This is a genomic window from Bacillus cereus group sp. BfR-BA-01309 (assembly GCF_022664315.1).
In the GTDB taxonomy this organism is placed as follows: domain Bacteria; phylum Bacillota; class Bacilli; order Bacillales; family Bacillaceae_G; genus Bacillus_A; species Bacillus_A mobilis.
Window position 1 is genome coordinate 1 of the sequence record NZ_JAKUHE010000020.1, and the last position, 14,086, is coordinate 14,086.

Genomic DNA, 14,086 nt, shown 5'->3' on the forward strand with positions numbered 1-14,086 from the left:
AGAGATATTAACGCAAGTATCAATCTTAAAAATGAAGCTTTAAGGCTTCTAACCGTAGGAACTACGGGGATAGCCTAATGAATTAGAAGCCGTTAGGCTTCTGTACTTAGGAATCTCCCACTTCAAATAGTCCGTAAGGACGTTAAGTGGTGAGTAGTTCAAGTCTTGACCTTCAAGTTGCTTGAAAGTTTACAATGTAAATAGGGCGTTTGAAATTGAAAAAAATTGAGAAATTAAGTGAAGAGGTTTCTTTTACTTGGAGGTTATAGCAATGAGTCATGAATTGAAGTTACGTCCTTTAGAACGAGAAGATCTAAAGTTTGTACACGAACTTAATAATAATGCTCATATTATGTCGTATTGGTTTGAAGAGCCGTATGAGGCATTTGTGGAACTACAGGATTTATATGATAAACATATACATGATCAAAGTGAACGCCGATTTATCGTTGAGAAAGATAATGAGATGGTTGGATTGGTCGAGTTAGTGGAAATTGATTATATTCATCGTAGAACAGAGTTCCAAATTATTATTGATCCAAATTATCAAGGATATGGTTATGCAGCAGAGGCGACGCGTTTAGCGATGGATTACGCTTTTTCTGTATTAAATATGCATAAAATATATTTAGTTGTCGATAAAGAGAATGAAAAAGCTGTACACGTTTATAAAAAAGTTGGATTTATGGTAGAAGGAGAACTTCTCGACGAGTTTTTCGTTGATGGTAACTATCATAATGCGATAAGAATGTGTATGTTTCAGAAGGAATATTTTAGAACGAAATAATGGATTGAAAAGGCTATAGACAGTGATTGTCTATAGTCTTTTTGTATGTTAAACAACAATGATTTATTGTAAAACAATAAAAAATTATTGATTTATAATGCGATGAAGCTTATTATGATGGTAGTAAGAATAGTAAAAAGGAATGCAGATAAATGAATTGTGAAATCAAAGGAGAATATATTATGAAAAAATATTTATTAGCAATTGTATTGATATCATTAGGGGCTACTTGTTTAATCATACATGGGACGACAAGTAAAATGGATGGAAGTGGTTTGCTTATAGAACCTTACTTCTTCCTAGTACCAGTGAGCTATTTATTGTTCATTAGTGGTATTGGTGTGTCAGTACTTGAATTTATTACTTCGAATAAGGAGAAAAAATACCTATTAGCTTCTAGTCCAATATTTTTAGGAGTGTTATGCATAATTATGTTTAATATAATTGGTTCTGAAGTAAAACCAGACGGAACTTTAGTGGAGCCATTTTACTTGATTCCGTTAGCATATTTATTTACTTTCACCGGAATTGTTGCAATTTTGTGTGTGGCTCTTTTCTCAGTGATTCGAAAAAAGACAGCACGATAAAACACTTGCCATGAAATAGAAACATAAGATAGGGAAGAAAAATACTAAGTGAGCTGAATCATGATGAATCATTATTTTTATAGTGGTAGACAAGTGGGAGCAGCTATTACACTGGCAGGAGCGCAGGGGACAATTCATGCTGTGAATCAAGCGATTCAAATGCAGCAGCAAGCATATTTTGCACAAATGATGCAAGGGCAGCATTTGTCGTACTCACAGCCACCGATGCAAATTGTACATTACGATGTGCATCCAGCAGGTTTATTTTCCATCCCGTATGGCGGGACATACTTCTTATGAAAGAAAGCGACTGATAAGAGTCGCTTTCTTTCTTTATATTCCGCCTAGTTTCATGCCAAGGAATGCAAAAAGGATACCAATCGTATAAGTGGCACTTAAATATAGAAATAGTATGCCGAAGTTTTTGCCGTTGAAAAGCTGAACAGATTCTAATTTAAACGTTGAAAATGTTGTGAAGGCACCCATGAATCCAGTCCCTAATAATAATTGCCAACTTGTAGTGACGCCGTTGCCAATTATATATCCAAGTAAAAATGCTCCTGTTATATTGATGAGAAATGTAGCAATTGGAAACGAAGTTTTATTTCTTTTTTTAAACCAATTGCTAATTGCAAATCGTGTAATAGCACCGAAGAAACCTCCAGTTGCTACTAATAAAGCTTCCATCATAAGTGATCACCTTCCGTAAGCTGTTTCTTAATTAAGAAATCACCTAGTGTATAGCCAAGAGCAGACATAAGGAGCCCACCAAGTATACTGCATGATACATATAAGAAAGCCGTACTCCATTCGGAATGATTGATTAATTGCACAGTTTCTACACTGAATGTCGAAAACGTCGTAAAGGAACCGATGAATCCAGTTCCAATGCCTGTAATAATCTCTGAAGGTAAGATATTTCGCCGAGCTATATACGTAGTTAGCCATGCTAATAAGAAGCAGCCGATTAAATTAATGAGCAACGTGGCTAATGGAAAAGAATGCTGCCATGAAGTATGAATAGTAAGACCTAAATAATAGCGAGAGAGGGCTCCTAATATACCGGCTATGCCAACGATAATATAAATCAATTTCTTCACCTCTTTAAAATAGCTTGCTCAAAAAAATAGACTCCTACCAGTAGTCATACTGGTAGGAGTCATTAGCTAAGCAGCGGTTAAGGCGAACTCCATCGCCTATGATTATTACATATAGTGTACTAAAAATTGCGTATAATTTCCAGTGATAAGTGGAGTTGTGTTGTATGTGTGTGATGGTTTAAGATAGGGAATTTTTACTTATAAACTAAATATAGTGATATAAGGTTTTCAATGTGATAAAATGTTTCGTATGTCTGTCATTTATTTTTAGTTAACTGAAAATAAAGAAAAATTAAATTGATAGTTTTAGAAAAGGAGTCGTTTGTTTGAAGAAATTATTAAAAATAGTACTTATATGTATTTTGATAGGAGCTTGCATTTTAGGTGGTTTTTTAGCTTATATGACACTTACAAAAGAAAATCCGGCTGATGTTATAAGTTTAAAGGTGGAAAATAATAAGGAGCGTGTATTAGCGCCTGACAATGAGTTTAAAGTTACAACATTTAATATTGGATATGCTGGATTAGATAAGGATCAAGATTTCTTTATGGATGGCGGAAAGGGATCTGGTTCAAGTAGTAAAGAGCAAACGGAAACGAATTTAAAGAATATGCTTTCGTTTTTACAAAGTGAGAATAGTGATTTTACACTATTACAAGAAGTTGATATAAAATCATTGCGATCTTTTGATGTAAATGGGCATGAGTTTTTGAAAAAGGGACTACCTGATTATGCTTCGTCATTTGGAAAGAACTATGATACAAAATGGGTCCCTGTCCCAATTACAAGTCCAATGGGATATGCGGAGGCTGGATTAAGTACGTTTTCTAAATATAAAGTTCAAACAGCGGAGAGGTTCCAGCTTCCTGGAATGGAGCCTTGGCCAAAGCGTTTGTTTGATTTAGATCGAGCGATTGTTGAGCATAAAATTCCTGTTAGTAATGGGAAGTTTGTTAGACTCGTAAATTTACATTTGTCTGCTTATGATGAAGGTGGGAAAATTAGAAAGCAGCAAGTAGAGTATTTAAAAGAATATATGAACAAGCATTATAAAAATGGTGATTACGTAATAATGGGCGGAGATTGGAATCAATTACTTTCTGATGTTCAGTTAAGTGATCCGAAGTTTGTGAAAGAACGTCCAGAATGGTTAGTAGAGTTGCCGAAGGACTTTATTAATGGTGGCTTTAAGTGGGCTGTAGATCCGTCTGTTATGACGGTGAGAGATGATGTGAAGAAGTATGTGGAAGGTGAAAACTTTGTCACGATTATTGATGGCTTTATCGTTTCACCGAATGTGGAGATTGTAAATGTACAAGGGAAAGATTTAAAGTTTGAGAATAGTGATCATAACCCAGTGAGTGCGGTCTTTAAGTTGAAGTAATTAAGTGCAGAAGGTGGGACTTTATATATGGAGTGGTTAAAGAAAACTTGTTTTTCTAACCTGGAGAAAGAATCACAGAAAAATCATTTATTGCTGTTTATCACGATTTGTAGTTTCTTCCTTGGAATAATCGCGATTGGGTATTACGGATATGTTTTTACAGAGAGAGCAATAGCGTTTTGGGTTTGCGGTATTTCAGTTGTTGTATTTGGAACGCTTCTTACTTTTATAAAAAGCATGGAAGCGATGTATAAATATATCATGACATTTATGCTGCTTATTATGTCTTTCATTATGGTACAAGCTTTTAATGAAAGCCCGGCTGTATTTCAAATGGTCTACTTTACACTAGCAGTTTCACTAATTTATTTAAGTGAACGTCTCGTTATCATTCTGGGCGGAGTGGCGGTTGTTATTACATTTATCCTTTGTAGTTATTGGCCGGAGCAATTTTTTGCTTATACAGCGGCATCTGAAGCTGCAAACTTCGCAAGCTTGTTAGCGATTGTAACGATCGCTATGTGGGGTGTAACGAAGATTGGCTCTAATCTGCTAGCTCGTTTAAGTGATGAGAAGCAAGAAGTGATGAGGAAAGCTCAGGAGCTAGAAGAGACGCAAAGACTTATTGAGGAAACGGTTGTAAAGTTAGATAGCAATTTCAATCATTTAAGACAAAATATGAATACATCGATGGAGTCAATGAGTGAAATCAATTTCGCTTTTGAAGAAGTGGCAGTTGGTACCCAATCACAATCAGAGATGATGCATCGATCGGTAGAAGTATTGAATGATATGGAAGGAAATATTGAACAAATTATTTCTCAAGTAAGAAATGCATCGATTCGTGTTGATGAAAGTTTAGAAATTTCAAAGGGCAGTGTACATACTTTACGAAATTTTGAAGCGAATATGAGAAGTTTAAATGATGTTGTTTCACAATCGGGAATTATATTTAGAGATTTAATGATGCAGTCGAAGCAAATTAATGAAATTGTAGATGTAATAACGAATATTTCAAGTCAGACAAGTTTGCTAGCTTTAAATGCAAATATAGAAGCTGCAAGAGCAGGAGAGCATGGAAAAGGATTTGCTATTGTAGCGAATGAAGTATTAAAGCTTGCTGAAGAATCGAATCGTTCTGCGGGGAGAATCCAAGGTATTTTGAAGGATTTTAGTAATCAAGCAAGTAAAGTGGAAGTGCAGGTAGAGAAATCAGAAAGAGTACAAGAAGAATGTAACGAAATGCTAGCAAGTGTTTTAACGAATGTAACAGATTTAGGGAAGTTTATTGATACAATTAATGATGTAATGAGAGAAATTGTTGGGCATCAAGAAAGTTTCCAAGTTAAAACGACGAATATCGTAAAGGATGTTACACATGCTTCTCATGTAATTCAGCAAACTTCTGCTGCTACGGAAGAAGTGTTAGCAAGTGTAGAAGAAGAAAAACATCGAAATGATATATCGGTGAAGACGTTACATACGGTTAGCGAGCAAGTGAAGTTATTAGAAGATATTTTAGAAAAGTAATATCTCTTGAAAAGGGCATACCATGTGTGCTCTTTTTTCATTTAAATGAATACTTGATAGTAATTTAATTGCTTTTCTGCGCGTTTTCTGCCAAGCTTAAGGAGATAAAGTGAGACTAATACCTACTAATTATTAGTTGATCCCCGTAAATAGCGGGATAAAATACTTCAAAGAAAGAATTAAATAGGTGACGCATATGATTGAAGTTAAGACTTCTGAACTTAGTGATGGAGAATTTAATAGAGGTGTATTTGCAACTCGTGATATTAAAAAGGGTGAGTTGATTCACTCAGCACCAGTTATCTCTTATCCGAATGAACAGCATGAACACATTGAGAAAACGTTACTTGCTGACTACGCATTTGAGTATGGGGTAAATCATACAGCATTCCTGTTAGGATACGGCATGTTATTTAATCATGCATATAATCCGAATGCAACGTATGAAATTGTCTTCGAGAATCATACGTTTAACTTCTTCGCTTATAAGGATATAAAAGCGGGAGAAGAAATTTTAATCAACTATAACGGTGAAGTTGATGATGACGAACTATTATGGTTTGATAAGGAAAAAGAAGAGAACGAAAAGTAATTTATAATAAGTGATGAAAAGGATGCTTTTACATAGGTAAAAGCATCTTTTTTTATTGATGAAAATAAAGTAAAGATTACAAAAAAATACCACTTTATTTTCGTATGGTATAGTAAGATACTGAAGGATAGTGTTTAGAAAAAGTAATATATTTTACAAATTGTTGTCTTTCTGATGACATGTCAAGTTTAGTAGCCCATTTGGGTTGCTTTATTATGCAATATATATTTTAATATGAGTGGCACCTCTTATAAATTAAGAGGTTTATAGGTGTCTCGAATTGATTTTGGGTACACTGTATCCACCACTTTAGGTTCGTTCATGTATGTGGGGATATTATGGGCCCGTATAACGGGATAAAAAGAATATAGAAATAGAGGAATCGTAAAATGAATATGCAAGAGGTTTATAAATATTTAAGTACGGTATTGCCTGAAGGTCATGTGAAACAAGATGAAATGTTAAAGAATCATACGCATATTAAAGTTGGCGGAAAAGCAGATGTGTTCGTTGCGCCGACAAATTATGATGAAATTCAAGAAGTTATCAAATATGCTAACGAATATAATATTCCAGTTACGTTTTTAGGAAATGGATCGAATGTCATTATTAAAGATGGTGGAATTCGCGGGATTACAGTAAGTTTAATTCACATTACAGGTGTGACTGTAACAGGAACGACGATTGTGGCGCAATGTGGTGCAGCAATTATTGATGTATCACGTATTGCATTAGATCATAATTTAACGGGCCTTGAGTTTGCTTGTGGTATTCCAGGTTCAGTTGGCGGAGCATTATATATGAATGCTGGTGCTTACGGCGGTGAAGTATCGTTTGTATTAACAGAAGCTGTCGTAATGACAGGTGATGGAGAGCTACGTACTTTAACGAAAGAAGCATTTGAATTTGGATATCGTAAGAGTGTATTTGCAAACAACCATTACATTATTCTTGAAGCGAGATTTGAGCTTGAAGAAGGTGTGCGTGAAGAAATTAAAGAGAAAATGGATGATTTAACGTTTAAACGTGAGTCAAAACAGCCTCTAGAATATCCTTCATGTGGTAGCGTATTTAAGCGTCCACCAAATAACTTTGCTGGTAAGTTGATTCAAGAATCAGGACTACAAGGTAAGCGAATTGGCGGAGTGGAAGTTTCTTTAAAACACGCTGGATTTATGGTGAATGTGGATAACGGAACAGCCCAAGATTACATCGATTTAATTCACTTTGTACAACAGACTGTTGAAGAGAAATTTGGCGTGAAGTTAGAGCGAGAAGTAAGGATTATTGGAGAAGATAAAGAGTAACGAAATACGTATGAAAATGTGAATTATTTTAAAAAAACATTTGGGTATTGTTGACAATTTGTTTTCGATTCAATATAATGGCTAATAATTTAACAAATAATATACGTTGAAAGAGCCCAGTAGCAGTTTGTCACTGTTAACGAGAGAGCTAGGGGTTGCTGGAACCTAGCACAAACAAACTTGCGAATTACACTCTGGAGTATCTTAGGTAATGCTAAGCGGATTGGCAATCGATATTATTGCTAAGAGTGGTATGAGTAGCTATGCTATTTATACAAACTGGGTGGTAACACGGTGAATAATCGTCCCTATGTCATAGACATAGGGACTTTTTGTTTTCAAAAAATAGAGGGGATGACAAAAGATGAATATTATTGATGAATTAGAATGGCGTGGTGCCATTAATCAACAGACGGATGAAGAAGGTTTACGTAAGTTAGTAGAAGAGAAAAAGATTTCACTATACTGCGGAGTTGATCCGACTGGTGATAGTATGCATATCGGACATTTGATTCCGTTTATGATGATGAAGAGATTCCAGTTAGCTGGCCATCATCCAGTTATTTTAATTGGCGGGGCAACAGGAACAATTGGTGATCCGAGCGGACGTCAATCAGAACGTCAACTTCAAACGTTAGAAGTCGTTCAGCATAATGTGGATGCGTTAACAGCACAAATGAAAAAGCTATTTGATTTTGGCGGAAATAGCGAAGTGAAGATGGTAAATAACTACGACTGGACACATGAAATAAACATTATTGAGTTTTTACGTGATTACGGGAAAAACTTTAGCATTAATAGCATGTTAGCGAAGGACATTGTAGCGAGTCGTTTAGATACAGGGATTTCTTTCACAGAATTTACGTACCAAATTTTGCAAGCGATGGACTTCCATCATTTATACACGAAAGAAGATGTTCAACTGCAAATTGGTGGTAGTGACCAATGGGGAAATATTACGAGTGGTTTAGATTTAATTCGTAAGTTAGAAGGGCACGAAGCGAAAGTATTCGGACTAACAATTCCGTTATTATTGAAATCTGATGGTACGAAGTTTGGTAAATCTGCAGGTGGTGCGGTTTGGCTTGATCCTGAAAAAACAACACCGTTTGAATTTTACCAGTTCTGGGTGAATACAGATGACCGTGATGTAGTGAAATACTTGAAATACTTTACGTTCTTAACGAAAGAGCGCATCGATGAATTGGCAGTGAAGGTAGAAACAGAGCCTCATAAACGTGAAGCACAAAAAGTATTAGCGGAAGAAATGACGAAATTCGTTCATAGCGAAGAGGCACTCCTGCAAGCTGTGAAAATTACAGCAGCATTATTTAGCGGAGATATTAAATCGTTAACAGCTGATGAAATTGAACAAGGCTTTAAAGAGATGCCAACATTCGAGTCTTCAAAAGAGACGAAAAACATCGTAGAATGGCTAGTTGACTTAGGAATTGAACCATCTAGACGACAAGCGCGTGAAGATATTAATAATGGAGCTATTTCGATGAATGGCGAAAAGGTAACAGATGTGGGTACAGATGTTACTGTAGAAAATTCATTTGATGGACGATTTATTATTATTCGTAAAGGGAAGAAGAACTACAGCCTAGTTAAATTAGGATAATAATTTGTGTGAAAGGATGGGAGTAGGAAGAATACTTCTATTCTTTCATATACACAATTTAGACATAAAATAATCAGTAAATTTAGATAATTTAAAGGGTTATATGGTTCTTCTGCCGAATAAATAAGTTAGAGAAAATTACGGACAAAAATAGCCCGAACCATGCAGGGCATGATCCGGGCTTATATTCAGATTAGTAAGCTAAGCTGAATAGACCTTTAATGTGTGATAAGTAACGAACGTTACTTGCTTCTTTCATTAATGATGCTGGTAAGCCTTTAAGTGGAGTATTGCTTGCTCCGATTGTAGCAACAGCATCTTTACGTCCTAGACTAGCAAGTGTTCCAGAGTTTACAGGTGCGAACTCTTCGAATGCTTTGCCTTCTAGTGCTGCGTATAAGTTGTATCCAATTAACTCACCCATTTGCCAAGCGATTTGTGCAGTTGGTGGGTATGGACGTCCGTCTGGAGCGAAGACAACAGCGCTGTCTCCAGCAACGAATACGTCTTTGTGAGAAGTAGATTGTAGGTATGCATCAACTGTTGCACGACCACGGTTTACTTCAAGACCTGATTCACCGATTAATGGGTTACCTTGTACGCCACCTGTCCAAACGAATGTGTTAGCAACAAGTTTTTGACCGTCTTTTAAGTCAATTTCATTGCCAGCAACGTTTGTTACAGGAAGACCTGTTAAGAATGTAACACCGCGTGCTTCTAAGCTAGTAGTTGCACGTTCGATTAAGTGGTCTGGTAATACTGGAAGGATTTTTGGACCTGCTTCAACAAGAAGAAGTTTAACTTCTTTTGGATTTACGCCGTGGCTTTTTGCAAGTTTAGGCATAATGTCAGCAAGCTCACCAACTAGCTCAACGCCAGTTAATCCGCCACCACCGATTACGATTGTAGCATCAGCTTCGTTTTTCGTTTTCGCGTATTCACGAATACGGTCTTCAACGTGTTTGTAGATTTTGTTTGCATCAGCAGCAGATTTTAATACCATGCTGTTTTCTTCTAGTCCTGGAATACCGAAGTAAGCAGTTTTACTTCCTAAAGCAACTACAAGTGCATCGTAAGATAAAGTAGTGCCGCCAGCTAGTTTGATTTCTTTGCTATCAACTGAGAATGACTCAACTGTTGCGATTTTAAGATCGATATCTTTACCTTTGAAAAGCTTTGTAAGTGGCATTGCAATTGCTTGCTCAGCAACGTTACCAGCTGCAAGGCGGTGTAGTTCAGTGATGATTTGGTGTGTTGGGTATTGGTTAATCACTGTAACTTGTGCTTCTGATTTGCTGTAATATTTACGTACGTTTAAAGCGGCAAGAAGACCGCCATAACCAGCGCCTAAGATGACAATTTGTTTTGACATAGTATGATATCCCCCGTCTTTACTAATTGTTGTTATAAGTTAAATTATTTATTGTTACGTTCTGCACTAATTTGAAGGTATGCGTTCACAAAACGGAACATTTTTTGTGCTTGTGGGTCTTTTAGTAATTTTAATAGACCGAACAGGCCGATAACTTCGTTGCTTTCGTCAGCACGATCTTTCGCTTCGATAGCAGTTGCAGCCATGCCTTTCACTGTATCTTTTACAGGTTCTACAAGCTCTGTGATTGCACTAACAGTGTCGCTTTTTAATACTTCATCAGTAGCAACAGTTTGAGCGAAGTCATAAGACTTAGTTAAAATGTTAACAAGCTCAGTTAATTTTGGAAGCTGTTCTACTAGTGTAGTTAATGATTCTTGTACCTCAGGTTTTAACAACTGATCAAGTACATCAAGTTGTCCTTGGCTAGCAGAAATTTGTACAGTTTCTTGTTCTGGCTTTGTTTGAGTCATAGTTTCTGGCATCTCCAATTCTCCTTTACGATAGCAATACTCTTATTTTTGATAGGTAAGATAGTAAACGCTTGCGAAACTTTATACAAAGTTTCACAAAGCACAATAAAATGCCTTTAAATTTATGCCAGCAAGTAAGCTGAAATCATAAATCCAAAACCATAATGTCCTACCTATTATTTATGAACTGTCCGATACTTGGCTTGTCCGCATAATGGAAAGTTCCTTTATCGGAAAGTGTATATAATATATATCCTATATTATATACTATATACACCTATGTTAACATAAAAATGATTCCTAATTATTTGATATTAAGTGTATAACGTAGTACTGACAAGGTGTGAAAGCGCATAAATTATTTTGTTAAGCTAAGAAATGTCCGTATATATAAAGAGAAAAAGGAAAAAATGGACAAATTTATGTTCATTTTTTCCTTTTTTTATTTTTTCCTTTTTTTATTGTTCACCTTCTGTTATTAGCATCGATGTGTTACCGCTTTTTTCAAGATGGCATTCGCCCCAAGTACAAAGAGAATCAAGAATGGATTCTAAAGACCAACCGTAGTCTGTAAGAGAATATTCTACTTTCGGTGGCACTTGATTGTATACCTTTCTTTGAATGACGCTGTCTTCTTCTAATTCACGTAATTGCTGCGTTAACATTTTTTGGGTAATACCAGGCATAAGACGTTTTAATTCACTCGTTCTCTTTGTACCTTTCGTTAAGTGGCAAAGAATAACGACTTTCCATTTGCCACCGATAACCTCTAAAGTCGCTTCGACGGGAATATTATATTTCTTCATATGAAAATCTCCTTTGATGAATGTAAATTTCAGTTCTCCAACAAAAGAAGCTAAATAATTTAAATGTTACTAAAAAGTACCTATAGCACTTTAAAGTACGTACTTTTTATCATGTTGAATATGTTCCATAATAGCATACGTAAGAGGGGAATGAGTAGTACGGTACTAAAAAGTGCCTATGTTACTTTTGGGTACCTATCGTACTTTTAAGTGCGTTCTTCAAAAAAAGAGTGAAGCCATTCATAATAGCATATATGAGCAGTAAATTTATTTTTTTAGAAGAAAAAGGGCCTTTTTTCATACTATTATGATTGGATTTCTCGCATTAAGGAGGAGTTCAATTGAATTCATATACAGTATCTTCTTCGGCAGTACAGACGAATCGGAGAAGTATGTTTGCTTTATTAGCACTAGCCATTAGTGCGTTTGGAATTGGTACAACCGAATTTATTAGTGTCGGTTTATTACCATCTATTTCAGAGGATTTACATGTTTCTGTTACAACAGCGGGTTTAACCGTTTCTTTATATGCATTGGGAGTAGCATTCGGTGCCCCAGTATTAACGTCATTAACAGCTAGTATGTCGCGAAAGACGTTATTAATGTGGATTATGATTATTTTCATTATTGGTAATGGAATTGCAGCGGTGGCAACAAGTTTTACTGTGTTACTTATCGCGAGGGTTGTATCTGCGTTTGCGCACGGCGTTTTTATGTCTATCGGATCCACAATTGCGGCTGCGCTTGTACCAGAGAATAAACGTGCGAGTGCAATTGCATTTATGTTTACTGGTTTAACTGTTGCGACCATTACAGGTGTACCAATTGGAACGTTTATCGGTCAACAATTTGGTTGGAGAGCATCGTTTATTGTAATTGTGGCAATTGGAATCGTTGCCTTAATAGCCAATAGTATGCTAATTCCTTCTAACTTAAAAAAAGGTACGCCTGTATCGTTCCGTGATCAATGTAAGCTGATTACGAATGGAAGACTATTACTCGTATTTATTATTACTGCATTAGGATACGGGGGAACATTCGTAACATTTACGTATTTATCTCCGTTATTACAAGAAGTAACAGGGTTTAAAGCAAGTAACGTTACAATTATTTTGTTAGTGTACGGAATTGCAATTGCGATTGGGAATATGGTCGGCGGAAAATTATCAAATCATAATCCGATTCGAGCGCTATTTTACATGTTCTTCATTCAAGCAATTGTATTATTTGTTTTAACATTTACAGCGCCGTTTAAAGTCGCTGGATTCATCACAATTATTTTCATGGGACTATTCGCATTTATGAATGTTCCAGGGCTACAAGTGTATGTCGTTATATTGGCTGAGAGATTTGTACCTAGCGCTGTTGATGTAGCATCCGCGATTAACATAGCAGCGTTTAACGCAGGAATCGCTCTTGGTGCTTACTTAGGTGGCATTGTAACGAACTCGTTAGGGTTAATTCATACAGCTTGGGTAGGCGGAATTATGGTAGTAGGTGCTGTTATGTTAACAGCGTGGAGTATGACATTAGAAAAAAGAGATCAATTGAAATAAGGGAGAGAAAATATAATGAAACATTTACAAAGTACAACAACATTGCATAACGGTGTAGAAATGCCTTGGTTCGGTTTAGGTGTATTTAAAGTAGAAGACGGACCGGAGCTTGTAGAGGCTGTGAAATCAGCGATTAAAGCAGGATACCGCAGTATCGATACAGCTGCGATTTATGGAAATGAGAAAGCGGTAGGAGAAGGAATTCGCGCTGGCATAAAAGAAGCCGGGATTTCTCGAGAAGATTTATTCATTACTTCAAAAGTATGGAATTCGGATCAAGGATATGAAACGACACTTGCTGCATATGAAGAAAGCTTAAAGAAATTAGAGCTAGATTATTTAGATTTATATCTTGTTCATTGGCCTGTAGAAGGGAAATACAAAGAGTCGTGGAGAGCGTTAGAAACACTTTATAAAGAAGAACGCGTACGTGCAATTGGCGTAAGTAACTTCCAAATCCATCATCTGCAAGACGTACTAACAGGTGCAGAAATGAAACCGATGATTAACCAAGTCGAATATCACCCTCGCTTAACACAAAAAGAATTACAAGCGTTCTGTAAAGAGCAAGGTATTCAAATGGAAGCATGGTCACCACTTATGCAAGGACAGTTGTTAGATAACGAAACATTGCAAGAAATTGCTCATAAGTATGGTAAAACGACAGCTCAAATCATTTTACGCTGGGATCTTCAAAATGAAGTTGTCACAATTCCGAAGTCAACGAAGGAACACCGTATCGTTGCGAATGCCGATATATTTAATTTCGAATTAACGAAAGAAGATGTGGAGAAAATCGATGCGTTAAACGAAAATCATCGCGTTGGTCCAGACCCAGATAATTTCGATTTCTAAACTTATGGTGGAGAGAAAGAGTGCAAAACAGTTTGCACTCTTTTTTGTTTTGTTTATGCATAAAAAAAATTTCTAACTAAATAATAAACAGTAGTAAATTTGTTATTTCATA

15 protein-coding genes, 1 pseudogene, 1 riboswitch and 1 other annotated feature are annotated in these 14,086 nt (G+C 36.1%); of the genes and pseudogenes, 11 read left to right on the plus strand and 5 right to left on the minus strand.

What is annotated here, in order from left to right; all coding sequences use genetic code 11:
- The first annotated feature begins 271 nt into the window (after positions 1-271).
- The 4 genes and pseudogenes from speG (at position 272) to MR115_RS25535 (ending at position 1,674) form a co-directional block, all read left to right on the plus strand.
- Positions 272-787 (plus strand): spermidine N1-acetyltransferase, encoded by a 516-nt coding sequence (gene speG, locus MR115_RS25520; RefSeq protein WP_242243182.1) that lies wholly within the window; start codon positions 272-274, stop codon positions 785-787.
- 179 nt (positions 788-966) lie between these two features.
- Positions 967-1,173: pseudogene (locus MR115_RS25525) on the plus strand (DUF3955 domain-containing protein); the annotation flags it as partial.
- Positions 1,147-1,374, plus strand: coding sequence for a DUF3955 domain-containing protein (locus tag MR115_RS25530; RefSeq protein WP_179194688.1), 228 nt, complete (start codon positions 1,147-1,149; stop codon positions 1,372-1,374). The pseudogene MR115_RS25525 and the gene MR115_RS25530, both read left to right, overlap by 27 nt.
- Before the next feature lie 60 nt (positions 1,375-1,434).
- Positions 1,435-1,674, plus strand: a complete 240-nt coding sequence (locus MR115_RS25535; protein ID WP_242243183.1) for a DUF3947 family protein — start codon at positions 1,435-1,437, stop codon at positions 1,672-1,674.
- Between the two features lie 33 nt (positions 1,675-1,707).
- Here MR115_RS25535 and crcB (MR115_RS25540) read toward each other — a convergent pair whose 3' ends face one another.
- Positions 1,708-2,064 (minus strand): fluoride efflux transporter CrcB, encoded by a 357-nt coding sequence (crcB, locus tag MR115_RS25540; protein WP_242243184.1) that lies wholly within the window; start codon positions 2,062-2,064, stop codon positions 1,708-1,710.
- Positions 2,061-2,465, minus strand: coding sequence for a fluoride efflux transporter CrcB (gene crcB / locus MR115_RS25545; protein ID WP_242243185.1), 405 nt, complete (start codon positions 2,463-2,465; stop codon positions 2,061-2,063). Before crcB (MR115_RS25545) ends, crcB (MR115_RS25540) begins: the two co-directional genes overlap by 4 nt.
- 55 nt (positions 2,466-2,520) lie before the next feature.
- Positions 2,521-2,580, minus strand: a riboswitch (Fluoride riboswitch).
- 220 nt (positions 2,581-2,800) lie between these two features.
- Here crcB (MR115_RS25545) and MR115_RS25550 point away from each other — a divergent pair.
- From MR115_RS25550 to tyrS, 5 genes are all read left to right on the plus strand, one after another.
- Positions 2,801-3,859, plus strand: a complete 1,059-nt coding sequence (locus MR115_RS25550) for an endonuclease/exonuclease/phosphatase family protein (protein ID WP_242243186.1) — start codon at positions 2,801-2,803, stop codon at positions 3,857-3,859.
- A gap of 27 nt (positions 3,860-3,886) precedes the next feature.
- Positions 3,887-5,389, plus strand: coding sequence for a DUF4077 domain-containing protein (locus MR115_RS25555; RefSeq protein ID WP_242243187.1), 1,503 nt, complete (start codon positions 3,887-3,889; stop codon positions 5,387-5,389).
- A gap of 196 nt (positions 5,390-5,585) precedes the next feature.
- Complete coding sequence (locus MR115_RS25560; protein WP_000573651.1) at positions 5,586-5,981, plus strand: SET domain-containing protein; 396 nt, start codon at positions 5,586-5,588, stop codon at positions 5,979-5,981.
- Positions 5,982-6,370: 389 nt separating this feature from the next.
- Positions 6,371-7,288: a UDP-N-acetylmuramate dehydrogenase gene (gene murB, locus MR115_RS25565; RefSeq protein WP_242243188.1), complete on the plus strand. Its 918-nt coding sequence runs from the start codon at positions 6,371-6,373 to the stop codon at positions 7,286-7,288.
- 97 nt (positions 7,289-7,385) lie between these two features.
- Positions 7,386-7,601, plus strand: a binding site (T-box leader).
- A gap of 51 nt (positions 7,602-7,652) precedes the next feature.
- On the plus strand, positions 7,653-8,912 hold the full coding sequence (gene tyrS, locus MR115_RS25570) for a tyrosine--tRNA ligase (protein WP_242243189.1): 1,260 nt from the start codon (positions 7,653-7,655) through the stop codon (positions 8,910-8,912).
- 193 nt (positions 8,913-9,105) lie between these two features.
- Here the strand turns inward: tyrS and MR115_RS25575 are convergent, their stop codons facing one another.
- From MR115_RS25575 to MR115_RS25585, 3 genes are all read right to left on the minus strand, one after another.
- Positions 9,106-10,284: an NAD(P)/FAD-dependent oxidoreductase gene (locus tag MR115_RS25575; RefSeq protein WP_000043194.1), complete on the minus strand. Its 1,179-nt coding sequence runs from the start codon at positions 10,282-10,284 to the stop codon at positions 9,106-9,108.
- A gap of 44 nt (positions 10,285-10,328) precedes the next feature.
- The gene (locus MR115_RS25580; protein WP_001115312.1) at positions 10,329-10,769 is read right to left on the minus strand and encodes a DUF1641 domain-containing protein; all 441 of its coding nucleotides are present in this window, start codon (positions 10,767-10,769) and stop codon (positions 10,329-10,331) included.
- 446 nt (positions 10,770-11,215) lie between these two features.
- Entirely contained in the window at positions 11,216-11,563 is a 348-nt protein-coding gene (locus tag MR115_RS25585) for a winged helix-turn-helix transcriptional regulator (protein ID WP_098585076.1), read from the minus strand.
- Between the two features lie 392 nt (positions 11,564-11,955).
- Here MR115_RS25585 and MR115_RS25590 point away from each other — a divergent pair, with 392 nt between their 5' ends.
- Together MR115_RS25590 and MR115_RS25595 are read left to right on the plus strand one after the other, a co-directional pair.
- The gene (locus tag MR115_RS25590) at positions 11,956-13,119 is read left to right on the plus strand and encodes an MFS transporter (protein ID WP_242243224.1); all 1,164 of its coding nucleotides are present in this window, start codon (positions 11,956-11,958) and stop codon (positions 13,117-13,119) included.
- A gap of 12 nt (positions 13,120-13,131) precedes the next feature.
- Positions 13,132-13,974 carry an aldo/keto reductase gene (locus MR115_RS25595; protein WP_242243225.1) on the plus strand — a complete coding sequence of 281 codons (843 nt, stop codon included), beginning with the start codon at positions 13,132-13,134 and terminating at the stop codon, positions 13,972-13,974.
- Positions 13,975-14,086 lie beyond the last annotated feature (112 nt).